Here is a 24,388-nt window from a genome sequence, read left to right on the forward strand (position 1 = left end):
GACTTTTATGACGATGGAGCGATGGAGCACGTGCCGCAGGAGGCCGGTGCGGCCGAGGCTCGCAAGGCCGGGGCCGGGAGGGCTCGGCGGTCGGTCGTGGGGGCCGGTGCGCTCGTCGTCGTCGCGGCGCTGGCGTACTGGCTGGGCAGCGCGGGCGGACGCGGCGAGCAGGCCGCGCCCAGGCCGAGCCCCACGCCGACACCCAGCGCGACGCTCACCGTGCCCGACGTCTACAAGAGGGTCGGGCCGTCGGTGGTGGTCATCCAGGCCGGGGAGTCGCTCGGCACCGGGGTGATCGCGGCCGACGACGGCACCGTGCTGACCGCGCACCACGTCGTCAAGGGCGCCAAGGACGTCAACCTGACGTTCGCCGACGGCACGAAGGCGAAGGCCGCGCTCACGTCGGCCGACCCCGAGCGGGACGTCGCGACGCTCAAGCCCGCGAAGCTGCCGGAGATCGTCGTCCCCGCGACGCTCGGCGGCGGCGTGGCCGTGGGCGCGCCCGTCGTGGCGATCGGCAACCCTCTGGGGCTGACGTACAGCGTCTCCACCGGCGTCGTGTCGGGTCTGGACCGGTCGGCGGAGAAGGGCGACCTGAGCGGGCTCATCCAGTTCGACGCCTCCGTGAACCCCGGCAGCTCCGGCGGCCCCCTCCTGGACGCCCGCGGCCTGCTGATAGGGATCGTCGTCTCGATCGCCGACCCGGGCGGCGACGAGGCGTTCGCCGGCATCGCGTTCGCGGTGCCGATCGGCGCGGCCCTGGGCGGAGACGAAGGCGACGGCCCCCCCCGGGCCCCGGATATGACCGAAGGGATCGCATGACCTCGACCGAATCTCATCCGCTCGAACAGGTCCTGTTCGAGGTCAAGCGCACGATCGTCGGGCAGGACGTGCTGCTGGAGCGCATGGCGGTCGCGCTGGTCGCCGACGGGCACCTGCTCGTCGAGGGCGTGCCGGGGCTGGCCAAGACGCTCGCGGTGCGGTCGCTGGCCGCCGCGATCGCCGGGAGCTTCCAGCGCGTCCAGTTCACGCCCGACCTGGTGCCCGCCGACCTCGTCGGCACGCGGGTCTACCACCAGCACTCCGGGGAGTTCAGGACGGAGCTCGGCCCGGTCTTCGCGAACCTGCTGCTGGCGGACGAGATCAACCGCGCCCCCGCCAAGGTGCAGAGCGCCCTGCTGGAGGTGATGCAGGAGCATCAGGTGACGATCGGGCGCGAGACGTTCCGCGTGCCCGAGCCGTTCCTGGTCATGGCGACGGAGAACCCGATCGAGTCGGAGGGCACCTATCCGCTGCCCGAGGCGCAGGTCGACCGCTTCATGATGAAGGTGGTCGTCGACTATCCGACGCAGGCCGAGGAGCAGGCGATCGTGGACCGGGCGCTGCGCCCGCCGGAAACGCCGCAGCCGATGCTGACGGCCGAGGAGCTGATGGCGATGCGGGTGCGGGCGCGGGAGGTGTACGTCGATCCGGCGATCGTGGACTACGCGGTGCGGCTGGTGTCCGTGACGCGCTCCCCGGCGACGGCCGGGCTCGGCGAGCTGGAGCGGTACGTCACGTACGGGGCCAGCCCGCGCGCCTCCATCGCGCTCGTCACCGGCGCCAGGGCACTGGCGTTCCTGCGCGGACGCGACTACGTCCTGCCGCACGACCTGGCCGAGCTCGCGCTCGACGTGCTCCGCCACCGCCTCGTGCTGTCGTACGAGGCCCTCGCGGACGACGTCGACGCCGACACCATCGTCACCAGGGTGCTCGGGGCCGTCAGGGCGCCCGACGTCGTCCTGCAGAACCGCTGAGCCGCCATGGCCACCGCCCCCGAGAAACTCCTGCTCCGCCTGGAGTGGAAGGTCGTCCGCAGGCTCGACGGCCGGCTCCAGGGCGCCCACCGCACCACGTACCGCGGCGCCGGCATCGACTTCACCGGGTTGCGCCCCTACGACGAGGGCGACGACGCCCGGCACATCGACTGGAACGTCACCGCCCGGCTGGACGAGCCGCACCTGCGGGTGTTCACCGAGGACCGCGAGCTGACGGTGTGGCTGGTGCTCGACCGGTCGGCGTCGATGGCGGCCGGGCGGCCGGGCCGCGGCAAGCACGACGTGCTGGCCGAGCTCGCCCTCGTCCTGGCCCGGCTGTTCGGGCGGGGCGGCAACCGCGTCGGCGCGCTGCTGTTCGACACCGGGATGGTGCGGGTCGTGCCGCCCGGCACCACCCGGCGGCACACGCTGCGGATCGGCGCAGAGCTGGAGCGCACCGCCGAGTCGCACGGTGGCGCCACCACCGACCTGGCGGAGATGCTCGACGCCGCCGGGCGGCTGGCCCGCCGCCGGGCGCTCATCGTCGTGCTGTCGGACTTCATCGGCGACGGTGACTGGGAACGCTCGCTCCAGCGCCTGGCCAGGCGGCACGAGGTGGTCGCCCTGCGGATCGTGGACACGGCCGACGACGTGCTGCCGGAAGCGGGCCTGATCGTGGTCGAGGACGCCGAGACGGGGGAGCAGCTCGTCGTCGACTCCGCCGACCCGCTGCTGCGGGTGCGCTTCCGCGAGGCCGTGAACGCCCGCGACGCCCGGCTCGCGGCGGGCATGCGCAGGGCCGGGGTGCCCGTCCACCGCGTCGACACCGACCGCGACCTGGCCGAGGCGCTCGTCGAGGTCGTCGCCAGAACCCGGGACCGGTCGCCATGACCGACGCCGTGACCGACGCTGTGACGGACGCTGTGACCGACGCCGTGACCGACGCCGTGACCGGCCTCGGGGGCTCGGCGGAGGAGGCGCGATGACTCTGTCGTCCCCGCTGCTGCTCGTGGCCGGGCTGCTCGTCACGGCGGCGCTCGCCTGGGCGGCCGTCGTCTCGGCCCGCCGCCGCGCGGCGGCGCTCGCCGCGGCCGGGGTCGCCGTGCCGGGCGGCCGGCGCGCCTACCTCGGCGTCGGCCTGACGATCGCCGGCGTCGGAGTGCTGGCGATCGCCACCTCGGGCCCGACGGCGATGGTGCCGGTCCCGCGCGCCGCGGGCACCGTCATCCTGGCCATCGACGTCTCCAACAGCATGGGCGCCGACGACATCGCGCCCAACCGGCTGGCGGCGGCGCAGCGGGCGGCCCGCGCGTTCGTCGCGGCGCAGCCCGCCAGCGTCGACATCGGCGTGGTCGCCTTCGAGCGGGGCGCGCTCACCGCCGCCCGTCCGGACGCCGACCACTCCATCGCGCTCAAGGCCATCGAACGGCTGCGGGTCACCGGCGACACCTCGCTGGGCACGGCCATCATGGGCTCCCTGTCGGCGATCACCGGCAAGCAGGTGGCCATCGGCCGCGACGGCGACGCGCCCGACATCGGCTACTGGCCGTCGGCGACGATCGTGATGTTCTCCGACGGCCAGGACCGGGACCGGACCGCGGACGGGGACGTCGAGAAGGCGGCCGAGGTGGCTCAGAAGGCGGGCGTGCACATCCACACCGTCGGCGTGGGCACGACGGCCGGGGCGACGGTGCAGGTGGACGGGTTCCACCTGCAGACGTCGCTGGAGGAGGACGCCCTCACCCTGATCGCGGAGACCACCGGCGGCGGCTACCACCCCGCCTCCGACGCCACGCGGCTCGACGGGATCGCCGACACGATCGATCTGCGGCTCACCGTCTCCGACGAGCCGCTGCCTCTCGCCGGCGGGCTGATCGGGCTCGCCCTCGTACTGCTCACCGCGGGAGCGGCGCTCACCGTGCTGCGATCGGGACGGGTGATCTGAATGACGTTCTCATGGCCGTGGGCGCTGCTGTCGGTCCTGATCATCCCGCTGATCTTCGCGATTCGCTGGTGGGCGCGGCGCCGCCGCCGGCGGGCCGCCGTGCGGGTCACCTCGATCGCGCTCGTCCGCACCGCCCTGCCCGGCCGGACGCGCTGGACCCGCGTGGTCCCCCCGGCGCTGCTCGTCGCCGGGCTCGCGCTGCTCGCGGTCGGAGCCGCGCGGCCGCAGGCGTCGGTGCCGGTGTCGCAGACGTCGGCGACGATCCTGCTCGCGCTCGACACCTCCGGCTCCATGTGCTCCACGGACGTCGACCCCAACCGCCTCACCGCCGCCAGGAAGGCCGCCGCGGACTTCATCGAGTCGCAGCGGGACGGGCCGCGCATCGGCCTGGTCACCTTCGCGGGCACCGCCGGCCTGCTCGTCCCGCCCACCGACGACACCGACGCGCTGATCGAGGCGCTGGACAACCTCACCACGTACCGCGGCACCGCGATCGGACAGGCCGTGCTCGCCTCGATCGACGCGATCTCGGACGTGGACCCGTCGGTTCCCCCTACCGGGGCGACCCCCACCGGCGAGGCCGGCGAGGGCTACGCGAGCGCCGCCATCGTCGTGCTCACCGACGGCGCCAACACCCAGGGCGTGGACCCGCAGACCGCCGCCCAGGAGGCGGCCGCGCGCCGCCTGCGCGTCTTCACCATCGGCTTCGGCACCACGAATCCGGCCCCGATGGTCTGCGACAGCTCCCAGGTCGACGGCGGCTGGGGCGGCTGGGGCCGCGGGCGCGGCGGATTCGACCGGGGCGGCCGCAACGTGCGCCTGATCGACGAGCCCGCGCTCAAGCGGATCGCCCAGACCACCGGCGGCTCCTACCACCGCGCCGAGAACGCCGTCCAGCTCCAGACCGCGCTCAACTCCCTGCCCGGCAGCTTCACCGTCGTCCGGCAGCAGGTCGACACCGCCGCCGCGTTCGCCGCCGGCGGCGCGGTCCTCATCACCGCGGCCCTGTCACTCTCCCTGTGGTGGAACCGGCCACGCACCCCGGCCCGCTGACCCTTGCTAAGCTCCACGACGTGGGTATCGCTGTCACCGAATAGTTCCAGGTGTGCCGTTTCACGGCGTAGCCGCACCGGCCGAGGCCGCTGCGGCCGGATCGCCGTACCGGCACGGAAGCGCCCTTGCGACCCCTGCGGTCGCGAAGTCCCGCTACCTGGAGACCCACTTCGTGAACACCCACTCCGAGGCACGCGCCGGCGTGCCCGCGGGGCGCCGGATGACGGCCCTCGCGCTCCTCTCCCTCCTGCAGTTCCTCATCGCCATCGACGTCACCGTCGTCAACGTGGCGCTGCCGGCCATCGGCGCGCGGTTCGACGCCCCGGTCACCTCCCTGTCCTGGGTCGTCACCGGCTACACCCTGGTCGGCGGTGGGCTGCTGCTGCTCGGCGGCAGGGTCACCGACCTGCTCGGCCGGCGCAGGATGTTCCTGCTCGGCGCCGCCCTGTTCGCGCTGGCCTCGCTGGCCGCCGGGCTGGCGCCCAGCCTGCCCGCGCTGGTCGCCGCCCGCTTCGCCCAGGGCGCGGGTGAGGCGCTGGCCTCGCCCGCCGCGATGTCGCTGATCGCGCTGCTCTTCCCCGAGCCCGCGGAACGGGCCAGGGCGCTGGGCATCTGGGGCGCCATCTCCTCCGGAGGACTCGTGGCCGGCGTGCTGCTGTCGGGAGTCATCACCGAGCTGCTGCACTGGCGCTGGATCTTCGGCATCAACGTGCCGCTCGCCGCCGCCGTGCTGCTGATCACCCCGAAGCTGGTGCCGGCCGACCGGCCGGCCGCCCGCGCCGGGCGGCTGGACCTGCCGGGCGCCGCGCTGCTGACGGCCGGCCCGCTCAGCCTCGTGTACGGCGTGCTGGAGGCGAGGCCCGCGGCCGTGGTGGCGGGCGTGCTGCTGCTGGCCGCCTTCGTGATCGTCGAGGCTCGGACCGGGAACCCGCTCGTCCCGCTGTCGTTCTTCCGCCACCGCGTCAGGGCCGTGGCCAACGCCGTGACCGTGCTGCTGAGCGCGGCGCTGTCCACCGCGTTCTTCCTGCTCACGCTCTATCTGCAGGACGTGCTGGGGTTCGGCCCGATGCGGGCAGGGCTGGCCTTCCTGCCGTTCTGCGCGGCGCTGTTCCTGGCCGTCTCCCAGGTGTCCAGGCTCATCGGCGCCCTCGGCGTGCGGCGCACCGCGCTGGTGGGGCTGGCGTGCACGGCGGCGGGTCTCGGCTGGCTGGCGCGCCTGCCCGACCAGGGCACGTACGCCGTGGACGTGCTGCCGGGCATGGCCGGCATCGCGGCCGGGATGGGCCTCGGCCTGATCGCCCTGCAGAACGCCGCGCTGCACGGCGTCACCGACAGCGACGCAGGAGCCGCGGCGGGCGTGCAGCGCTCGGTGGACCAGCTCGGTGGCGCGCTCGGGCTCGCGGTCCTGGTGGGCGTGGCCGCCGGCACCGCGGGGGTCGGCGGCTTCCGCGCCGCCTTCCTCTACGCGTTGGCCGGGGTGGCGATGGCAGCCGCCGGTCTGCTGCTCGCGGGGCGTGACGAAACGTCATGAGTGAACGGGGCCGCACCGCCCGGCCATGGCGGTGCGGCCCCGTCCCGCGTCACCGGCGCCCGGTGATCGCCGGCTCCCGCGGCTCCAGCACCTCGTGGAAGCCGCCGTCCGCCGACCGCGTGATGATCCCCGTCTCCACGCCGTGCTCGGCCACGTGGCGGTCCGACTGCTGCAGCCCGAGGCAGATCCACCGGGTGACGGCGAAGGCGACGACCGGGCCGATGACCACGGCGTACCTGAAGAACACCGTCACCGTGTTGACGTTGAGGTCGAACTGGTGGGCGAGCTGGTCGTTGGCCGCCGCCGCCCACAGCAGGCCGTAGAACGCGACCCCGGCGGCCGCGATGGCCGTCTTCACCGGCGTGTCACGCGGCCGGTCGAGCACGTCACGGGCGGCCGTCTCGCGGGCCATGCGGCTCGCGGTCTTGGGCCGGCCCAGCGCGTCGCGGCGCCCGCGCCACCTCAGGACCAGCCGCTCGGCCGTCGGGTAGGCGGCCAGGGCGGTGAAGAACACCCCGGGGATCACCAGAGTCGGGACGAGGACCGCGAGGCTGAGCGTGTAGTCGCCGAGCGTGAGCTCCCACCCCGGCATGATGCGCAGCGCGCCGTCGAGGAAGCCCATGTACCAGTCGGGGACCGAGCCCGCCGAGATCTGCGTCGGCTTGGCCGGGCCGTACAGCCAGATCGGGGCGATCTGGAACCCGAACCCGAGGATGATCAGCATGCCGACCGTCGCGGTCGCCATCATCGGGCGGGCGCTGCGCCGCCCCGGCAGCGTGGCGACGAAGCGCGAGTGGCCGTTGCGCCGCACCAGCAGCTCGCGGCCGATCAGCAGGGCCGCCATGACGGCCGGGATGATCAGGTGCCCCGCGTACAGGACGGGGATGATCTGGTCACCGGGGAAGCCGGGGCCGAACAGCAGCGACGTCGCCCACGAGCCCACCACCGGGATCGACTGCGCTACCGACAGCATCAGCCACAGGCTGCCGCCCGACAGCATGTCGTCGGGCAGGGCGTTGCCGGTCTCGCCCGCGGCCATGCCGAGTGCGAGCAGCGTCACCCAGATCAGCCACTGCGCGGTGCGCGGCCGGCGGAACGCGCCGGTGAGGAACATGCGCAGCAGTTGCAGCACGACGGCCGCCACGAAGACGAGCGCCGCCCAGTGGTGCATCTGCCGGATGAGCAGACCGCCGCGCACCTCCAGGCTGAGGCGCATGGTCGAGTCGTAGGCCTCGCTGACGAGGAGCCCGCGCAGCGGCCCGTACGAGCCGTCGTAGGTCACCTGCGACATGCTCGGGTCGTAGACCAGCATCAGCAGCGCGCCGGTCACCAGCAGGACGACGAACGACCAGACGGCGATCTCGGCGAACATGAACGACCAATGCGAGAACTGGAAAGTACGGCGTTTGGCCGACAACGAGCGCATCCTGGGCCCCCTTACCTTGCCTACACAGAAGACGCGCCCGGGGCCCGGAGTGTGACGTGGATGTGGCGCCCGCCGACGGTGAGACACGTCACTTCCTGAGGGCGGGCGTGACCACGCCCGCCCTCACGCCGTTCAGTACCGGCCCGAGCAGCCCCGGCAGCCGGACGGCGGCACCGGCCGGGCATCGGTCCAGCCCCTGCTCACGATGACGGTGACCACGTGCGGGATCTCCTCGGCCACCTGCCGCACCGCTCGCAACGCGCCGCTGCCGGGGTCGATGACGAGCTGGACGCGTACGACGCCGCGCGTCGGCAGCTCCAGCGTCACCGCCCGGCGGCCGGCCGGATCGCGGACGTCGCCGCGCACGCCGATCCCGGGCAGCCCGGCCAGCAGGCGATAGGCCGCCGCCTGGGTGCCCGGGGTGACGGGGAACTCCACGACGAGCCGGCGGGCGGCCTGCGCCAGCCACTCCTCCGGGGGCGCGCCCGCGGTGTCCTGGGCGTGTTCGAGCAGCTCCCTCCTGAGCGCGGCCGGCTCCCTGGGCAGCGCGAGCAGCTCCGGCAGCGTCGCCGTCCAGCCGGGCGCCACCGCCAGCGGGCGGTCCATCGAGCGGCCCGCGTACGCGGGCAGGCCGGGGTCGCAGCCGCGGGCCGGGCAGAGCCGGGGGGAGCCGGCGCGCCGCCACGCCTCGGCGGCCTCGGCGTCGTACGGCTCGGCCGAGACGGCTTCGTGCCAGGTGTACCAGTCGCGATCCCGCCCGAAGGCGATCACGTCCCGGCTGCGTTCCTCGACGAGGTAACCGCCGTCGCCCTTGGTCCTGGCGATCTGCTCGGTGTCCTGCCGCCAGTAGCGCAGGACGGTGTGCGGCTGCGCCGCCAGCCTGTCGGCCGCCGCCTCCAGCAGTTGCCGGGGCGTGGTGGCGACCGGGGCGGGCGCGGGCGGCGGCAGCAGGACCGCGACCGCGCCGATCACGAGGATCACGGCGGCCGCGGCCAGCGCCATGCCCTTCCACCCGCCCAGCGGCCGGCGGCGCCGGGCCGGGGAGGCGGCGCGCTGGGCGAGCCGGGCGCGCACGGCGGCCACCTGCTCAGGCGCGGGCGGCGGGACGTCCGGCATCACCCGGTCGATGAACTCGAACTCCCTCATCACGCCTCCACTCCCAGCGTCGCGCGCAGCTTGGCCCTGGCCCTGTTCAGCCGCGAGGCGACCGTTCCCTCGGCGATCCCCAAGGCGGTGGCCACCTCCGCGTAGTTCAGCCCGCCGTACGCGACCAGCAGCACCACGTCCCGCTCCCCGGCCGAGAGCCCGGCCAGCGCCTCGGCCAGCCGTCCCACCGTCACTTCGGCGGTCAGCCGGTCGACCAGCCGATCGTGGGAGCCGTCGTCGTCGGGTGGTGGCCCGCTCCTGGCCAGCGCCCGGTAGCGGCGCAGCTCCGCGCGCCGGTGCCGGCCGATCAGGTTGGTGGCGATGCCGTACAGCCAGGGTCTGACCGCGCCGTACGACGGGTCGAACGCCGCGCGCCGGTCGAAGGCGATCAGGAAGGTCTCGGCCGCGAGATCCTCCGCCACGTCGAGACCGACCCGGCGGCCGAGATAGCGGCGGATCTCCTCGTAGTGGGCGTCGAAGACCGCTTCGAACGTGTCAGGGGCAAGGATCACTCAGGGGCTCCCGGATGAGAAGGACATCCGTACTTGCCCGCTGGGAGCCCGGCCTTCCGCGAAATTCCGCCCGGATCACTCCGGGCGGGCCCGCCCCTCCGCCGCCGAGCGGCCGAACAGCTTGTCGAGGCTGCGGCGCTCGCGTTTGGTGGGGCGGCCCGCGCCGCGAGCGCGGACGGCCACCTGCACCGTCTCCTCACGCGGCGGAGGCGGCGGGCTCTTGTCGACGTAGCACTCGGCGGCCACGGCGGCGCCGACGCGCTTGGTGATGATCCGGGAGACGACCACGATGCGCTCGCGGCCCTCGTGCCGGAGCCTGACCTCGTCACCGGCCCGTACGGCGTGCGCGGGCTTGACCCGCACCCCGTTGACCCGGACGTGCCCGCCCCGGCAGGCGTCGGACGCGATCGAGCGCGTCCTGGTGAGCCGCACCGACCAGATCCAGCTGTCCACCCGCGCGCTCACCTGCTCACCTGTCATCCCGCCACTGTACTGAAACGCGGGATCGCCGTTCGCTTCGATGAGCGCGCCACCTGCCGGGCCGGACGGGGTGCCGGCGTTCCCTAGCCCGCGGACGCCGACGGGCTCGGGGTCGCCGACGGGCTCGGGGTCCCTGACTGGCTCGGCGTCCCTGACGGGCTCGGGGTCGCCGCGGGCCCGAAGAAGGACTTCCATCCGGTGCCGACGGCCGTGGCCGGGCCGAACTTGTTGCCGCCCCTGCCGTTCCAGACCTGAAGGGCGCCGGTCCCGGCGTGGACGGCTGCCAGGTCGCTCCTGCCGTCCCCGTCGACGTCCCCGGGGGACATCAGCGAGCCCGCGTACTGCTCCCAGCCGGGGCCGACCTCGGCGGCGCCGGTGAAGTTGTTCGCACCCCTGCCGTTCCAGACGTGCAGCGTGTGGGTGTCCTTCCTGACGGCGAGCAGGTCGCCGATGCCGTCACCGTTGAAGTCGCCCGCGACCGGCCGGGAGAAGGCGGGCCAGCCGCCGCCGACCGGGGTGGCCGGGCCGAACCCGTTGGCGCCCTTGCCGTTCCAGATGTACAGCGTGCCGGTCGCGGCGTTCACGGCCCCCAGGTCGGTACGGCCGTCCTCGTTGACGTCCCCCAGCGACACCAGCGAGCCGGCGTACGGCGCCCAGCCGGGCCCGAGCTCGATGGCCGGGCCGAACGTGTTGCCGCCTGCGCCGTTCCAGACGTGCAGCTTGTGGGTGTCCTTCCTGACGGCGAGCAGGTCGCTGAGGCCGTCGCCGTTGAAGTCGCCGGCGACGGGCCGGGAGAAGCCGCTCCACGCGCCCTCGACGGCGACGGGCGGGCCGAACGTGTTGCCGCCCTCGCCGTTCCAGATGGTGAGCGTGCCGGTGGCGGTGGAGAAGAGGTCGCCCACACCGTCGGCGTCGAAGTCGGGCGTGGCCGACATGCCCATCCCGGCGCGGTGCGGGTTCTGCGCGTGGGTGAGGGTCTCCCAGCCCAGGAAGTGCGACACCCCGGTGGGGCGTTTCTGCTCCACCCACTGCTTGGCGTACGGGATGTCGTCGTAGCCGAGGCGGTGGTGCAGCGCGTTGTAGCCGACCTCGAAGTGGTCGCCCAGGTCGGCCTTGATCTTCCCGCCGCACAGCCACGACGGCACCGTCCCGCCCAGCTGGTAGCGGGCGTGGAAGTTCATCGCGAACCGCAGCCGGTGCTTGGCCTTGGAGGACAGGTCCACGCCCTGGTGGCCGGCCGTCTCCGCGACGTGCGCGATGGCCGCCAGGCCCCAGCCGGTGTGCCAGAAGTCGCGGCAGGTCTCCTGGGTCAGCCCGTCCACGAACGTGGTCTGGCCCTGCCAGTAGTCGATGATCTCGGCCTTGGTGTCGTGCTTGCTGTTCGGCGCCGCCTTGGGCACCGAGCCGTCCGTCTTCAGGTAGACGTAGGCGGGCAGCCTGCCGCGCCAGGTCGAGACCGCCCGGTCGAACGAGGCCCGGTCGTCCAGGTGCACGGCGATGCCGATGGCGGCGTCCGTCATGATCAGTTCCCAGTTGCCGTTGTTGTTCGGCGCGCCGGCGATCACGGTCGGCAGGTAGACGGTGCGCAGCTTGCCGGCGAACCGGCCGGCCTGGGCCCAGCCGGTGTAGGTGTGCTTGATGAGCTCGGCGGCGCGGGAGAAGTTCGCGCCGGCCCAGCCGGTCTGCAGCGGCGCGTTGCTCCCGGTGTGCTTCGTGATCACGGCCGACCAGGCGTCCATGATCTGGATCGCCTTCTTCGCGTAGCGGGCGTCCTTGGTCAGGTACCACTGCAGGGCGTGCGTGTAGGCCGCCATGGCGTCCTCGCGCTCGTCGGAGCAGCCGTGGTCGGGGTTCGACGTCGGGCCGCACTCCACGACGGAGCGGGGGGTGGGGGTGTAGGACAGCGAGGCGAAGGAGTGGCGTTGCAGCTTCCGCCAGGCCGCCCGCCACGGCTCCCTGTCCAGGTTGGCCCGGACGAAGTCGAGCTGGGCGCGGCTGACCAGCACGCCGGGGTGCTTGAACACGGCCGCCTGCGCGGGCTGCGGGACGGACAAGAAAGCGGCCGCGAGCACGACGACGGCCGCGGAACGGGCTGGACGCACGGGTTTCCCTCCAGAGACAGGACGCCCATTCCGCCAGCCGCCGCAGGGGCTGTCAACAGAATCCGGACATACCCGCCGCCGGACATACCCGCCGCATACCAGGCCGGGAACATACCGGCGATATACCGCTCCTTCATAGGCTTCCTCCCCTGATGAAAGTGGAGATCGGGTTCCTCGGGCCCTGGCAGATCAAGATCGACGGGCAGCCGGTCCGGCTGGCGGGCCGCCGCCGTGTCGCCGTGCTGACGCGCCTGGCGCTGGACGCCGGCCACCCTGTCAGCACGCGCCAGCTCGTCGCCGACGTCTGGGGGCAGACCTCGACGACCACGGCCGGCAAGCAGCTGCACATCGTGGTCTCGAAGCTGCGTGACGCGCTGCCTTCGGGGCTCATCACCACCGTGCCCGGCGGCTACCTGCTAAACCTGCCCCGCGACCACGTGGACGCGCACAGCTTCACGCTGCTGGCCGGCCAGGCGCGGATGGCGCGCGACCGGCGCGAGCCGGGCACGGCCGACGAGCTGTTCCGGCGGGCGCTGGCCCTGTGGCGGGGGCGGGCCCTGGCCGAGCTGACCGACCCGTGGGCGCAGATCGAGTCCAAGCGCCTGGAGGAGGAACGCCTGGCCGTCTTCGAGGACCACATCGAGCTGCGCCTGGCCGCGGGCGACCACCACGCGGTGCTGACCGACCTCGCGCCGCACGTCCAGGCCCATCCCCTGCGGGAGGGGCCGCGCGCCCAGCTCATGCTGGCGCTCTACCGGGCGGCCCGGCCGTCCGACGCGCTCGCGGTCTACCAGGAGGGGCGCGCCGCCATGGTGGAGGAGCTCGGTCTCGAGCCGGGCGTGCGGCTGCGCAGGCTGCAGCACGCCGTCCTCACCAGGGACCCCTCGCTGGAGCCGGTCGCACCGGCGCAGGCCGGCCCGATCGTGCCCGCCGAGCTGCCCGCCGACACCCGCTCGTTCACCGCCCGGCAGGTGGAGGTGGAATGGCTGCGGGAGGCGCTGCGGCACGAGGGCGTGGCCGTGGTCGACGGGTCCGGAGGCGTGGGCAAGTCGGCGCTGGCCGTGCACGTCGCGCACGCGATGGCCGGGCGGTTCCGCGACGGTGTCATCTACGTCAACCTGAACGGCGCCACCCCCGGGCTGCAGCCGCTGCCTGTCACCGACGCCCTGGGGCACCTGCTGCGGTCGCTGGGGCTGGACGGCTCCGCCGTGCCGGCCGGTCAGGAGGAGGCGATCGCGCGCTACCGGTCGCTCACCGCGGCGAGCGACCTGCTCGTCATCCTCGACAACGCGCTCGACGCCGACCAGGTGCGCCCGCTCATCCCGGCGGGGGCGGGCTGCCGTACCGTCGTCACCAGCCGCTACGCGCTGAACACCCTCGGCCAGGCCCGCCACCTGCACCTGGCCGGGCTCGGCGACCGCGACGCCGTCACGCTGCTCGCCAGGATCGCCGGCCCCGACCGCGTCCAGCGGGAGCCGCAGGCCGCCGCGAAGATCACCGCGCTCTGCGACGGCTTCCCGCTGGCCATCCGGGTCGCCGGCGCCAGGCTGCGGGCCCGGCCCGACTGGCGCCTGTCCGACCTCGCCGACCGCCTGGCCGACGCCGCCCGGCGCCTGGACACCCTGCAGTACGACGACCTGGCCGTACGGGCCAGCATCGCGGTCGGCCACCGGCACCTGCGCGAGGAGCCCAGCGGCCACGACGCCGCGCGCGCCCTCCCGCTCCTCGGCCTGCTCGACACGCCCACCCACACCCCGGCCGCCACCGCCGCCCTGGCAGGCTGGCCCGAGTCCCGGGCGGAGGCGGCGCTCGAACGGCTCCGCGTCGCCCGGCTCCTGGAGTCCGTGGGGCACGGCCGGTACCGCTTCCACGACCTCATCCGCCTGTACGCCAGGGATCAGGCCGCCCACGAGCTGCCCGGGCGGGAACGCGCGGACACCCTCCGCCGGGGGCTCCACCACTACCTGGCCACGGCGAACACCGCCACGCAGCTCGTCCACCCGCAGGTCCAGGAGCCCTACTACGCCGCGGACCAGCCGGGCGTCGCGCTCGCCGGCGCGCGCGAGGCCAGGGAGTGGACCGGGGCCGAGCGCGACAACCTGCTCGCCGTGACCCACCAGGCAGCGGGGGCCGCCGACCCGGACACCGCCATCGGGCTGGCGCTGGGCCTGCACATGCCGTTCAACTACCGCGGCTGGGTCACGCACCTGGCCGACGTTCATCTCCAGGCGATCGAGCTGGCCGCCCGGCACGGCGACTGGGCCGGGCAGGCGCAGGCGGAGAGCTACCTGGGCTGGGTCTACCGCGACCAGGGCCGTTACGAGCAGGCGATCGACCACCTGGAACGGGCGGTGGCGTGCTGGGACAAGGCCGGCCTGCCGCACCGCAGGATGGGATCGTTCAACAACCTCGGCGTCATCTACACCATGCTGGGGCGGCTCGATCTCGCCCACGCCAACCTGTCACGGGCACTGGACCTCGCGGAGGAGTTCGAGGAGCACTACGCGGTGGGCGCCGTGCTCAACAACCGCGCGCACCTGCTCTACCGGCAGGGCCGGTTCGAGGAGGCGATCGCGCAGGCGAGGGTGGCCGTCGCCAAGTGGAGCGGCACCCTGTACGGCGAGGGGGTGTCCCGCGAGACCCTGGCCCGCGCCTACCTGCACGCCGGACGGCTGGCCGAGGCGGCCGACACCTACCAGGTGGCGCTGACGCTCCTGCGTGAGGCCGGATACCGCATCGGTTACGCCGTGACCGCCTGGTGGGCCGGCCAGACCCTGCACGCCCTGGGGCGGCCCGACGAGGCGCGCAGGGACTGGCACGACTGCTTCACGAGCCTGCTGGAGGCGCGCCTGCTGACCCGCGCGGAGGTGGACGAGCTGCGCAGGCAGCCCGTCCCCGAGATGCCGGGGCCGATCAGGCACATGCTGTAGGACCTCGCGACGCGGGCGTCACCCTGTCATCCGGCCTGCCGGGCGGCCTGTTCCAGGCGCTCGCGGTAGTCGCTCCACCAGGCCCGGTCGTCGCTGGGCAGGATGTCGCTCTCCTGGCGGCCGACGGCGCCGTCGATCAGCTCGCGCACGATGTCGGCGTGGCCGGCGTGGCGGTGCGTCTCGGCGAGCACGTGGACGAGGACGCGGTGCAGGGAGGTGGGGTTGCGGTCGGCCGGCCACCAGGCGACGTGACCGGGCGCGTCCAGGGGCAGTTTCTCGATCGTGGCGTCCGCGTGGGCCCAGGCGCGGTGGTAGAGGGCGATGATCTGCTCGCGGGACTCGCCGGGCGTCGCCCACATGTCCGCGTTGACCTCGGCGCCGTCCTCGAACCAGGGCAGCGACTCGCCGTGCGGGTGGCCGAAGGTGTCGCCGAAGTAGCCGAGCTCGACGCTGGCCAGGTGCTTGACCAGACCGAGGAGGTTGGTGCCCGTCGGGGTCAGGGGGCGCCGGACGTCGTACTCGGACAGGCCGTCGAGCTTCCACACGAGGGATTCACGCGCGGTCCTGAGGTAGTGATGGAGGTCCGATTTGTGCATGCCGGGCATTGTGTCAGCCGGCGCCGCGCGGGTGCCGTTAGCCTCGGCCGCATGGTGTTCGACTCCGCTCATCTGGACCTCCAGCCCTATGCCGGTTTCGACATGCACCGCTACGTGCGGCGGACGCACTGCAGCTGGGAGGACCTCGGCTGGCAGTCCTTGCTGGTGCAACGGTTCGAGCACGTCCCGGTGGTCGAGGACATGGAGCTGCCCGCCGTGCCGGACCTGCACCTGATCCTGCCCGTAGGGGGCAGCACCGTGCTGGAGACGCGGGCCGGTGGCCGGTGGAGGCGCCACGCCTGGGCGCCGGGGCGGCTGGAGCTGGCCGTCCCCGACCAGCCCGTCCGCCGCCGCTATCGCGCGGACGGCCCGCTGCGCAGCGTGCAGGTGCACCTGCCGCGCGGCGCCGTCGAGCGGGCCGCCGAGCGGCTGGGCGGCGGCGCGGTGGACTACGCGGGCCTGGCGGCGTCCGTGGCCGCGGGCGATCCGCTGATCGAGGAGGCCGTCCGCGCCGTCGGCGCCGCCGAGGAGCCCGGCGACCTGTACGCCGAGTCCGCGGCCGCCTTCCTGGCCGTGCACCTGCTCACCCGCCATTCCCGGCGGCCCGCCGGACGCGCGCCGGCGCGGGAGGACGCCCGCGTCCGCGCGGCGATCGCCCTCATGCGGGACCGGCTGCCAGAGCCGCTCACCCTGGCCGACCTCGCCGACGAGGTGTACCTCAGCGTCTACCACCTGGTGCGGGTGTTCAGCCGGGCGACGGGGGAGACGCCGCACCGGTTCCTGACCCGGCTGCGCATCGAGAGGGCGCGGCACCTGCTGCGGGACACCGACCTCACGGTCGCCCAGATCGCGCCGCTCTGCGGCTTCGGCAGCCCCGGCGCCCTGTCGACGGCCTTCCTGCGGCACACCGGCAGCCGTCCCTCGGCCTACCGCAATTCCTGACCGTTTCCCGGCAATCCCGCGCATGGATTCGAGAACGGCCCGTTCCTAGGGTTTCTCCCATGTCCGGAAATCTGGTGACTGAGATTGAGCCGTACCCCATCCACGTTCCCGACCACGACCTGGCGGACCTGCGGAACCGGCTGGACCGCGCCCGGCTGCCCGAGCGGGAGACGGTGCCCGACGCCACGCAGGGGATCGAGCTGGACCGGCTCGAAACGCTGCTGGACTCCTGGCGGCAGCACGACTGGCGGGTCACGGAGGCCCGGTGGAACACGATCCCGCACTACCGCGCGAGCCTCGACGGCCTGCGGATCGCGTTCTGGCACGTACGCTCGCCCGAGCCGGCGGCGCTGCCCCTGGTGCTGACCCACGGCTGGCCCGGCTCCGTCCTCGAGTTCGAGAACGTGCTCGGCCCGCTCACCGACCCGGTCGCCCACGGCGGCCCCGCGAGCGACGCCTTCCACGTGGTCGTGCCGGCCCTGCCGGGGTTCGGGTTCAGCGAGCGCCCGCGCGAGCGCGGCTGGAACCCCGGCCGTACGGCGCGGGCCTGGGCCGAGCTGATGACCGCGCTCGGCTACGAGCGGTTCGGCGCGCACGGCGGCGACTGGGGCGCCTACGTCAGCACCGAGCTCGCCCGCCAGGCGCCCGAGCGCGTCACCGGCCTGCACCTGACGATGCCGCCCGCCTCCCCCCTGCCCGGGGACCGGCTCGACCCCGGCCCGGCGGAGCAGCGCATGCTGGAGCGGCGCGACCTCCACCTCATGGACGGGTACGGCTTCGGCCTGATCATGAACACCCGCCCGCAGACGCTCGGCTACTCCCTGCTCGACTCGCCCGCCGGGCTGGCGGCCTGGCTGGGCGAGAAGTTCACCGCCTACTCCGACACCCGCCCCGAGGCCGGCGGCGGGGTGAGCGTGCGGCAGCAGGTGGACGGCATCTCCCTGTACTGGCTGACCGGAACCGGCGCCTCCAGCGCCCGCTGGTACTGGGAGGCCATCCGGTGGGTGCCGCGCAGCGCGGAGGAGGAGAACGCGCAACCGGTGAAGGTGCCCACCTTCTGCTCGCTGTTCCCCGCCGAGCCGTGGCCGACCGCTCGGCGCTGGGCCGAGCGCCGCTACCACGACCTCCGCTCCTGGCACGAGCTGGACCGCGGCGGCCACTTCCCCGGCCTGGAACAGCCGGACCTGCTGGTCTCCGAGATCAGGGCCGCGTTCCGGCACGCACGGCGCTGAGCCGCCACGCGCCCGCCTCGACCGTCCACGTGCGCCCGGTCACGGGCCCGGTGAGCTCGCCGTCGGCGTTCACGGGCACCGGCGGGCCGGAGATCCCGATCCGGGCGCCGCGCACGGTGACCACGTCCTGCCTGCCGGTGTGCCGTCCGAGCCGCAGCAGCACCCCGTACAGCAACCGGCGCAGCGGGCTCGTCGCGAACGAGACGACCACGTCGGCGAGCCCGTCGGACGGCCGCGCGTCGGGAGCGATGGGCGTGCCGCCGCCGATGGACCGGCCGTTGCCGATCCCGACCATCAGCACCCTGCGCCGCCCGTCGGCGACGACCCGGCCGTCCACCTCCACCCTGAGCGGCAGCCCCTTCATCCGCGCTCCCGCGATCACGCTCCCCACCGCGTACGCGAACCGGCGCAGCACCGGCTTGAGCGGCTTGGCCGCCCGCGCGGCCTCGACCCCGACCCCCAGGTGCACGGCGTTGACCACGATGCCGCCGCCGTCGTCCCGCAGCAGGTCCAGCGCGCGGGGCTCGCCCAGGGCAGCGACCCGGGCCGCCTCGACCGGGTCCATCGGCACGCCCAGGGTGCGCGCCAGGTCGTTGCCGGTGCCCAGCGGGACCAGCCCGACGGTGCGCCGCCCCAGCTCGCCCCGCTCGGCCAGGGCCTCGACGACGCAGTGCAGCGTGCCGTCCCCGCCCAGGACGACGGGGTCCCGCTCGGGGTGGCCGGCCAGCGCCTCCGGCAGCTCGGCCGGATCCCCGATGCGGGCCTCCACCGTGTCGGCGTGCTCGCCCAGCTCCGCCAGGACCCGGGACACGACCTCGTCGCCGGCGCTGCCCGCCGACGAGTTGACGATCGCGACCAACCGGCGCATCCCGACCTCCCTTGTCCTCCTGGTGCACGTGTCTACCCGCGAACGCGCCCGGATCACCGGCCGCGGGACTCCAGCTCAGCGGACGGCGCCGTCCCACTGCCAGCGGTCCCTGCGGCCGAGCCCCGGCAGCCCGGCGCGGCCGGTGCACCACAGCAGGATCTCGGCCGCGTCCTCGCCGTCCGGAGCCTCAGGGAACAGACGCCGCACGGCGGGAGCGCACAGGTGCTCCGGCGGACGCCAGTCGAGCTCCATCGCGCGGGTGATGTCCAGGCCGTGGACCAGCAGCTCGACCATCCCCATGGCGGCGAAGCCGGGGCCGTCGGAGTGCCCCCACGGGTGCCAGGCGCGCACGTCGTCACCGGCCTCGCGCACGGCGGAGGCCAGCAGGCGGGCCGCGATCCCGATCCCCTCCAGGCAGTGACCGATGGGCGCCTGCGGGTCGAGCGAGGCGAAGAGCGTGACGTACCGGTCGGCCGGCCGGGCGATGAGCAGCCCGGCGTAGCCGACGACGCCGAGCGCGACATGGTCGAGCGTGGCCCGGCAGGTCCACTCCAGCCCCGCCGCGCGGCGCGTCCAGTCCCGTTCGGCGGCCTTCTCCAGGGCCGCGACCGTCTCGTCCGCCGCCTCCACGACGAGGTCGGCGTTCATGGCCGGAAGTGGTCGATGACGCGGGCGTAGCTGTCGAGCGCGTGGCCTCGGCCGATCGCCTCGGTGAGGAGGGCCTCGGTGTACTCGGCCAGGGTCGCGTCGACGCCCCGGATGCGGCTCTCGTGGATGAGGTGCCGCACGGGCGGCACCTGCGTCTCCAGCGTGGCGTCCTCGGCGGCGAAGGCGCCGTCGTCGATCTGCTGCGCGTACGCCGTCAGGAACGTCGCCACGCCCCTGAGCCAGCCGGTGGCCATCGGCAGGAAGTCGGTGGCCGGGATCTTCTCCGTGCCCAGCAGCGCCGCGCCGTGCATGAACCCGTTGAACGTGGACCACATGATCCCCAGCAGCGCGACGTCGTACAGCGAGGGCAGGCCGACGTCGGAGCTGATGAGCGTGGTGCCGCCGCCCAGCACCCGCAAGGCCGGCTCGTGCGCCTCGTACAGGGCGGGCGGGCCTCCGTACAGGATGACCGTCTCGGGCGCGCCGATGCCCGGAGGCGTCATCATGATCGCCCCGTCCAGGTACTCGGCGCCGCGTTCCGCCGCCCACTCCGCCATCGCCCGGGCCTCGTCGGACGCGCCCGACGTGAGGTTGACCAGGACGCGGCCCGCCAGCGCCGGCTCCGCCGGGGCGAGCAGCCCGCGTACGGCGTCGTAGTCGCGCACGCACACGATCACCAGGGGAGCGGCGGCGACGGCGGCCTCGACCGTCGGGGCCTGGCTCGCGCCGGCCTCGACCAGGGCCTGCGCCTTGCCCGGGGTGCGGTTCCAGACGGTCGTGGGGTGGCCGGCGTTCATGAGGGCGGTGGCCAGCGCCCGGCCCATCAATCCCAGGCCGATGACCGTGACCGGTGTTCCTGCCATGTCTGTCGCTTTCTGTCCGTTTCGGTGGTGACGATCCACCACGATGGCAGCGGGAGCGGCCGGCCGACACTGGCAGGAGTGCCGACATTCACCAAATTACTGCCATAGGGTGGCCTCCATGGGTGCGGGCTCCGTGGCGCTGGTCGTGATCGACGACGCCATCGCGATGTGGGACATGTACGAGCTGGGCATCGCCACGGCGGTCTTCGGCGTGGCCCACACGGACCTCGCCGACCCGTGGTACGACCTGCGGCTCGTCGGGCCGCGGCCCGGGGCGTCCGCGCCGGGGCCGGGGTTCACGCTGAACGCGCCGTACGGGCTGGACGAGCTGGAGAAGGTCGACACGGTGATCGTCCCGGTCGTGCCGGAGTCGTACATGAACGGCGGCCGTGAGCTGCCCGGGGAGCTGCTCACCGCGCTCCGCCGCGCCGCCGCCCGCGGGGCGCGCCTGGTCTCCCTCTGCAACGGCGTGTTCGCCCTCGCCGCCGCCGGCCTGCTCGACGGCCGCCCCGCCACCGCGCACTGGGAGCACACCCGCGAGCTGGCCGAGCGCTACCCGCGGGTCCAGGTGGACGAGTCGGTCCTGTACGTGGACGACGGCGACGTGCTCACCAGCGCAGGGCTCAGCGGCGGGCTCGACCTGTGCCTGCACATCGTCCGCCGCGACCTCGGCGCCCGGGTGGCCAACCAGCTCGCCCGCCGCCTCGTCGTGCCCGCCCACCGGCCGGGCGGCCAGGCCCAGTACGTGGAACGCGCCGTCGACGTGACCGACGACGGCATCGCCCCCGTCCTGCACTGGGCCCTGGAGAACCTCGACCGGCCGCTCACCGTCGAGGGCCTGGCCGCCCGCGCCGGGATGAGCGTGCGCAGCTTCCACCGCAACCTCCGGGCGGCGACCGGCACCAGCCCGATGAAGTGGCTGCTCCACCAGCGCCTGGCCCGCGCGCAGCTCCTCCTGGAGACCACCGAGCTGCCCATCGACCAGATCAGCGAGCGCAGCGGGCTCGGCAGCGCCAACAACCTGCGCCACCACTTCTCCGCGCACCTCGGCGTGGCCCCCACCGAGTACCGGCGAGCCTTCCCCTGCTCAGGGCCCGTCCCCTCGCTCCAGCGGTGACCCACGTCCAGAACCCGGCCGCACGTCAGGCGCGTCGTTCCTGTCCTGCTCCGGCGCGCTCGCCCGTGCGCAGCGCAGCGGGCCGGCGGCCCCAGGTGACCCAGCGCCACAACCACTCGACCGGCCCCTGAAGGTAGCGGCCGAGCCAGAGCGTGGACCACACCCACTGGACGACCAGGACGCCGCCCGCGATGATCAGAACGGTGCCGGCGGGCCACTCGTGCGGCACCCCGCCCACCAGCGGAGCGACCAGCAGCACGAGCACGGTGGCGCTCAGGTAGTTGGTCAGCGCCATCCGCCCCAGCGGCGCGAAGACGACCTCCAGCGCCCGCCGCAACGGCGTCCTGAGCAGCACGAGCATCCCGCAGATGTACGCACCCGCGGTCAGCAACCCCGCCAGCGCCAGGGTGAGGCTGAACCGCACCTGCTCGAGCTGCAACACCGCCACGGGCACGGCCAGTACGGCGAACAGGAGCCCGAGCCCGGCCGGAACGCGGGTGGAGCGCTCAAGACGGTCGATCACCCCGTACCGGGTGAGCGCCGAGCCCAGCAGGAAGAGCCCGGGGACCAGCGCGATCGGCCCGGGGACCAGCGCGAGCGCGGCGACGAGGAGCACGGCCGCCAGCCCCGCCACCGCCCGGCGCGGCAGCCAGGCCGAGGGCAGCAGCACGACCAGCCCGACGACGGCGTAGACGGCCAGGATGTCGCCCTGCCACAGGAGCAGATGGTGCGCCGCGCCCATCGCCAGCAGCGCCACCAGCCTGCGCAGGAGCAGCAGCCTGGGCCGGGCGGTCCGTTCCGCGGCCGAGCGCAGCAGCAGCGAGAACCCGACGCCGAACAGCAGCGAGAAGATCGGGTAGAAGCGTTGCTCGACGAACAGGCCGAGCCAGGTGTATCCCAGGCTCTCCGGCGCCACCGCCACCGGCGCCCCATCGGTGTGGGCGATCGGCTGAACGTTGGCCAGCAGGATTCCGCACAGGGCGAACCCGCGGATCACGTCGAGCGCCGCGATCCGGGAGCGGCGTTGCCGTACTTCAGATGACATGGGACCACATCCTGTAAGCAGGAAAAGGCCCTCACATCGGCACAAAGCAGGGATCCGGACAGTACTTTCGGCCGGTACGGAGACCCACGCGTCCGGCTTCGCGGCCGGATGGCTGTTCCGCGGCGAGGCTCAGTCCTGGCCGTGGGGTTCGGCCGCGACCTCCGCGGGGAACTCCTCCAGGCCGAGCACCCGCAGCAGGGCCAGCCGCTCGCGGGTCTCGTCGTCCGCCGGGGTGAACACCAGCAGTTGCTGCCGCTGGTCGGGCGTGATCAGGGTCTCGCAGTCCATGACCAGGCGGCCCACCCGCGGCTGCGTCAGCGTCTTGCGGTTCGCGCGCCGGACCGCCACCTCGTGCTCCGCCCACAGCCGCCGGAAGTCGGCGCTCACGGCCCGCAGCCGCTCGACGAGCGCGGTGATGACCGGGTCGCCGGCCCGCCGCCCCGCGACCGCGCGCAGGTCGGCCACCATCTGGCGGGACTGGTGCTCCTGCTCCCCGGGCGGGTGGACGGCGCGGGTGGCGGGGTCGGTGAACCAGCGGTAGACCATGTAGCGCCGGTCGCCGGAGTGACGGGTCTGGTCGCCCATCAGCAGGAGCGCCGCCCGGTTCTGGGCGAGCACCTCGCCCACGTCGGACATCACCACGGCAGGCGTGTCGCCGAGCAGGTCGAGCATCCGCATCAGGCCGGCGCGCGCCAGGCGAGCCGTCCCGTCGGCGGGCGGGGGCTGGTGCCCGGCCAGGTGGAACAGATGGTCGCGCTCGTCGTCGGACAGGCGCAACGCCCGGGCCAGCGCGCCGAGCAGCTGCGTGGACGGCTGACTGCTGCGCCCCTGCTCCAGGCGTACGACGTAGTCCACCGACATGCCGGCGAGCATCGCCACCTCCTCCCGGCGCAGGCCGCTGGTGCGGCGGCGGGGGCTGGCGGCCAGGCCCACCTCGGCCGGCTGGATCGCCTCACGGCGGCGGCGCAGGAAGTCGGCCAGCTGCTCACGTTCCATGCCTTCATCCTGCCTCGCGGCCGGCGAGCGGAGCCAGGGAGCGGCTCTCCCATGATGAACGCTCCGATTCCGCCCGCCTCGACGTGCGCCCAGAGTGAGGAACGACATCGACGAAGGAGAACACCATGCAGACACGAACCCTGGGCCGCACCGGACCGGCCGTCTCCGCGCTGGGCCTGGGCGCGATGGGCATGTCGGGCGCGTACGGCGCCACGGACCGCGCGGAGAGCATCGCCACCGTGCACGCCGCGCTGGAGGCCGGCGTCACGCTGATCGACACCGGCGACTTCTACGCCATGGGCCACAACGAGCTGCTGCTCGCCGAGGCGCTGCGCGGCCGGGACCGGGACAGCTACCGGCTGAGCGTCAAGTTCGGCCAGATGCGAGGGCCGGGCTCCCAGCTCGGCGGGCAGGACGGCCGTCCCGAGGCGGTGAAGAACTTCCTGGCCTACTCGCTGACCCGCCTGGGCACCGACCACATCGACATCTACCGTCCGGCCCGCCTGGACCGGGCGGTCCCGATCGAGGAGACGGTGGGCGCGATCAAGGAGATGGTGGACGCCGGTCATGTGCGGCACATCGGGCTCTCGGAGGTCGACGCGGCGACGATCCGCCGGGCGCACGCCGTGCACCCGATCGCCGACCTGCAGATCGAGTACTCGCTGCTCTCGCGGGCGGTGGAGACGGACGTCCTGCCCACGCTGCGGGAGCTCGGCATCGGCCTGACCGCGTACGGGGTGCTCGGCCGCGGCCTCATCTCCGGGCACTGGTCGGCCGGCCACACCGCGGGCCCCGGCGACATGCGGGGCTTCAGCCCGCGGTTCTCCGGCGGGAACGTGGAGCACAACCTCGCCCTCGTGGACGCGCTGCGCCGGGTCGCCGAGGCGAAGGGCTGCACCGTCGCCCAGCTAGCCATCGCCTGGGTGGCCGCGCAGGGCGAGGACATCGTGCCGCTGGCCGGCGCCCGCACCCGCGAGCGGCTGGCCGAGGCGCTGCCCGCGATGGACCTGGTCCTCACCGCGGACGATCTCGCCGAGATCGAGAAGGCGGTGCCGGCGGGCGCGGCGCGCGGTGACCGGTACCCGTCGGCGTTCATGGCCGATCTCGGCGTGGGCAACTGAGCATTCCGGTCACGGGGTCTGGTGGGGACCCCGTGACGG

The 24,388-nt window shown here is 73.9% G+C and carries 22 protein-coding genes; 11 read left to right on the forward strand and 11 right to left on the reverse strand.

Going from position 1 to position 24,388, the window contains the following annotated elements:
- The first annotated feature begins 21 nt into the window (after positions 1–21).
- From HD597_RS55365 to HD597_RS55390, 6 genes are all read left to right on the forward strand, one after another.
- Positions 22–822 carry a S1C family serine protease gene (locus HD597_RS55365; protein WP_253756274.1) on the forward strand — a complete coding sequence of 267 codons (801 nt, stop codon included), beginning with the start codon at positions 22–24 and terminating at the stop codon, positions 820–822.
- Entirely contained in the window at positions 819–1,796 is a 978-nt protein-coding gene (locus HD597_RS55370; RefSeq protein ID WP_253756276.1) for an AAA family ATPase, read from the forward strand. The genes HD597_RS55365 and HD597_RS55370 overlap by 4 nt, the downstream gene beginning before the upstream one ends.
- A gap of 6 nt (positions 1,797–1,802) precedes the next feature.
- Positions 1,803–2,687, forward strand: coding sequence for a DUF58 domain-containing protein (locus HD597_RS55375; RefSeq protein ID WP_253756278.1), 885 nt, complete (start codon positions 1,803–1,805; stop codon positions 2,685–2,687).
- 91 nt (positions 2,688–2,778) lie between these two features.
- A complete protein-coding gene (locus HD597_RS55380; RefSeq protein ID WP_253756280.1) occupies positions 2,779–3,741 on the forward strand; it encodes a VWA domain-containing protein in 963 nt (320 codons plus the stop codon).
- A complete protein-coding gene (locus HD597_RS55385; RefSeq protein WP_253756282.1) occupies positions 3,742–4,794 on the forward strand; it encodes a vWA domain-containing protein in 1,053 nt (350 codons plus the stop codon). It begins immediately after the preceding gene.
- Positions 4,795–4,966: 172 nt separating this feature from the next.
- Positions 4,967–6,325 (forward strand): MFS transporter, encoded by a 1,359-nt coding sequence (locus HD597_RS55390; protein ID WP_253756284.1) that lies wholly within the window; start codon positions 4,967–4,969, stop codon positions 6,323–6,325.
- Positions 6,326–6,374: 49 nt separating this feature from the next.
- Here the strand turns inward: HD597_RS55390 and HD597_RS55395 are convergent, their stop codons facing one another.
- The 5 genes from HD597_RS55395 to HD597_RS55415 form a co-directional block, all read right to left on the reverse strand.
- Positions 6,375–7,751 (reverse strand): cytochrome b, encoded by a 1,377-nt coding sequence (locus HD597_RS55395; RefSeq protein ID WP_253756286.1) that lies wholly within the window; start codon positions 7,749–7,751, stop codon positions 6,375–6,377.
- Between the two features lie 132 nt (positions 7,752–7,883).
- Positions 7,884–8,897: a CU044_5270 family protein gene (locus tag HD597_RS55400; RefSeq protein ID WP_253756288.1), complete on the reverse strand. Its 1,014-nt coding sequence runs from the start codon at positions 8,895–8,897 to the stop codon at positions 7,884–7,886.
- Entirely contained in the window at positions 8,897–9,409 is a 513-nt protein-coding gene (locus tag HD597_RS55405; RefSeq protein WP_253756290.1) for an RNA polymerase sigma factor, read from the reverse strand. The genes HD597_RS55400 and HD597_RS55405 overlap by 1 nt, the downstream gene beginning before the upstream one ends.
- Positions 9,410–9,484: 75 nt before the next feature.
- A complete protein-coding gene (locus HD597_RS55410; protein ID WP_253756292.1) occupies positions 9,485–9,889 on the reverse strand; it encodes an RNA-binding S4 domain-containing protein in 405 nt (134 codons plus the stop codon).
- 83 nt (positions 9,890–9,972) lie between these two features.
- Positions 9,973–11,991 (reverse strand): FG-GAP-like repeat-containing protein, encoded by a 2,019-nt coding sequence (locus HD597_RS55415; RefSeq protein ID WP_253756293.1) that lies wholly within the window; start codon positions 11,989–11,991, stop codon positions 9,973–9,975.
- A gap of 152 nt (positions 11,992–12,143) precedes the next feature.
- Between HD597_RS55415 and HD597_RS55420 the strand changes: the two genes are divergently transcribed.
- Positions 12,144–14,921, forward strand: coding sequence for an AfsR/SARP family transcriptional regulator (locus tag HD597_RS55420; RefSeq protein WP_253756295.1), 2,778 nt, complete (start codon positions 12,144–12,146; stop codon positions 14,919–14,921).
- Positions 14,922–14,947: 26 nt separating this feature from the next.
- Here the strand turns inward: HD597_RS55420 and HD597_RS55425 are convergent, their stop codons facing one another.
- Positions 14,948–15,517, reverse strand: a complete 570-nt coding sequence (locus HD597_RS55425; RefSeq protein WP_253756297.1) for a DinB family protein — start codon at positions 15,515–15,517, stop codon at positions 14,948–14,950.
- Between the two features lie 51 nt (positions 15,518–15,568).
- Here HD597_RS55425 and HD597_RS55430 point away from each other — a divergent pair, with 51 nt between their 5' ends.
- Positions 15,569–16,459, forward strand: coding sequence for an AraC family transcriptional regulator (locus tag HD597_RS55430; protein WP_253756299.1), 891 nt, complete (start codon positions 15,569–15,571; stop codon positions 16,457–16,459).
- A gap of 74 nt (positions 16,460–16,533) precedes the next feature.
- Complete coding sequence (locus HD597_RS55435) at positions 16,534–17,691, forward strand: epoxide hydrolase family protein (protein ID WP_253756301.1); 1,158 nt, start codon at positions 16,534–16,536, stop codon at positions 17,689–17,691.
- Here HD597_RS55435 and HD597_RS55440 read toward each other — a convergent pair.
- From HD597_RS55440 to HD597_RS55450, 3 genes are all read right to left on the reverse strand, one after another.
- Entirely contained in the window at positions 17,660–18,559 is a 900-nt protein-coding gene (locus HD597_RS55440; protein WP_253756303.1) for a diacylglycerol/lipid kinase family protein, read from the reverse strand. The genes HD597_RS55435 and HD597_RS55440 overlap by 32 nt on opposite strands.
- A gap of 75 nt (positions 18,560–18,634) precedes the next feature.
- On the reverse strand, positions 18,635–19,207 hold the full coding sequence (locus HD597_RS55445) for a maleylpyruvate isomerase N-terminal domain-containing protein (protein ID WP_253756305.1): 573 nt from the start codon (positions 19,205–19,207) through the stop codon (positions 18,635–18,637).
- On the reverse strand, positions 19,204–20,112 hold the full coding sequence (locus HD597_RS55450) for an NAD(P)-dependent oxidoreductase (RefSeq protein ID WP_345694543.1): 909 nt from the start codon (positions 20,110–20,112) through the stop codon (positions 19,204–19,206). Before HD597_RS55450 ends, HD597_RS55445 begins: the two co-directional genes overlap by 4 nt.
- A 76-nt stretch (positions 20,113–20,188) precedes the next feature.
- Here HD597_RS55450 and HD597_RS55455 point away from each other — a divergent pair, with 76 nt between their 5' ends.
- Positions 20,189–21,187: a GlxA family transcriptional regulator gene (locus HD597_RS55455; protein WP_253756309.1), complete on the forward strand. Its 999-nt coding sequence runs from the start codon at positions 20,189–20,191 to the stop codon at positions 21,185–21,187.
- A 25-nt stretch (positions 21,188–21,212) separates the two neighbouring features.
- Here HD597_RS55455 and HD597_RS55460 read toward each other — a convergent pair whose 3' ends face one another.
- On the reverse strand, positions 21,213–22,232 hold the full coding sequence (locus HD597_RS55460; protein WP_253756311.1) for a DUF418 domain-containing protein: 1,020 nt from the start codon (positions 22,230–22,232) through the stop codon (positions 21,213–21,215).
- 129 nt (positions 22,233–22,361) lie between these two features.
- A complete protein-coding gene (locus HD597_RS55465) occupies positions 22,362–23,228 on the reverse strand; it encodes a helix-turn-helix transcriptional regulator (protein ID WP_253756313.1) in 867 nt (288 codons plus the stop codon).
- Between the two features lie 125 nt (positions 23,229–23,353).
- Between HD597_RS55465 and HD597_RS55470 the strand changes: the two genes are divergently transcribed.
- Complete coding sequence (locus HD597_RS55470) at positions 23,354–24,349, forward strand: aldo/keto reductase (protein WP_253756315.1); 996 nt, start codon at positions 23,354–23,356, stop codon at positions 24,347–24,349.
- Positions 24,350–24,388: the final 39 nt, after the last annotated feature.

The organism is Nonomuraea thailandensis (assembly GCF_024172165.1).
In the GTDB taxonomy this organism is placed as follows: Bacteria; Actinomycetota; Actinomycetes; order Streptosporangiales; family Streptosporangiaceae; genus Nonomuraea; species Nonomuraea thailandensis.

What these genes read in the sequence shown, in the direction of transcription:
- HD597_RS55365 (WP_253756274.1), top strand. Translation starts at nt 22, where the DNA reads ATGGAGCACGTGCCGCAGGAGGCCGGTGCGGCCGAGGCTCGCAAGGCC.
- HD597_RS55370 (WP_253756276.1), top strand. Translation starts at nt 819, where the DNA reads ATGACCTCGACCGAATCTCATCCGCTCGAACAGGTCCTGTTCGAGGTC.
- HD597_RS55375 (WP_253756278.1), top strand. Translation starts at nt 1,803, where the DNA reads ATGGCCACCGCCCCCGAGAAACTCCTGCTCCGCCTGGAGTGGAAGGTC.
- HD597_RS55380 (WP_253756280.1), top strand. Translation starts at nt 2,779, where the DNA reads ATGACTCTGTCGTCCCCGCTGCTGCTCGTGGCCGGGCTGCTCGTCACG.
- HD597_RS55385 (WP_253756282.1), top strand. Translation starts at nt 3,742, where the DNA reads ATGACGTTCTCATGGCCGTGGGCGCTGCTGTCGGTCCTGATCATCCCG.
- HD597_RS55395 (WP_253756286.1), bottom strand. Translation starts at nt 7,751, where the DNA reads ATGCGCTCGTTGTCGGCCAAACGCCGTACTTTCCAGTTCTCGCATTGG.
- HD597_RS55400 (WP_253756288.1), bottom strand. Translation starts at nt 8,897, where the DNA reads ATGAGGGAGTTCGAGTTCATCGACCGGGTGATGCCGGACGTCCCGCCG.
- HD597_RS55410 (WP_253756292.1), bottom strand. Translation starts at nt 9,889, where the DNA reads ATGACAGGTGAGCAGGTGAGCGCGCGGGTGGACAGCTGGATCTGGTCG.
- HD597_RS55420 (WP_253756295.1), top strand. Translation starts at nt 12,144, where the DNA reads ATGAAAGTGGAGATCGGGTTCCTCGGGCCCTGGCAGATCAAGATCGAC.
- HD597_RS55425 (WP_253756297.1), bottom strand. Translation starts at nt 15,517, where the DNA reads ATGCACAAATCGGACCTCCATCACTACCTCAGGACCGCGCGTGAATCC.
- HD597_RS55430 (WP_253756299.1), top strand. Translation starts at nt 15,569, where the DNA reads ATGGTGTTCGACTCCGCTCATCTGGACCTCCAGCCCTATGCCGGTTTC.
- HD597_RS55440 (WP_253756303.1), bottom strand. Translation starts at nt 18,559, where the DNA reads ATGCGCCGGTTGGTCGCGATCGTCAACTCGTCGGCGGGCAGCGCCGGC.
- HD597_RS55445 (WP_253756305.1), bottom strand. Translation starts at nt 19,207, where the DNA reads ATGAACGCCGACCTCGTCGTGGAGGCGGCGGACGAGACGGTCGCGGCC.
- HD597_RS55455 (WP_253756309.1), top strand. Translation starts at nt 20,189, where the DNA reads ATGGGTGCGGGCTCCGTGGCGCTGGTCGTGATCGACGACGCCATCGCG.
- HD597_RS55460 (WP_253756311.1), bottom strand. Translation starts at nt 22,232, where the DNA reads ATGTCATCTGAAGTACGGCAACGCCGCTCCCGGATCGCGGCGCTCGAC.
- HD597_RS55465 (WP_253756313.1), bottom strand. Translation starts at nt 23,228, where the DNA reads ATGGAACGTGAGCAGCTGGCCGACTTCCTGCGCCGCCGCCGTGAGGCG.
- HD597_RS55470 (WP_253756315.1), top strand. Translation starts at nt 23,354, where the DNA reads ATGCAGACACGAACCCTGGGCCGCACCGGACCGGCCGTCTCCGCGCTG.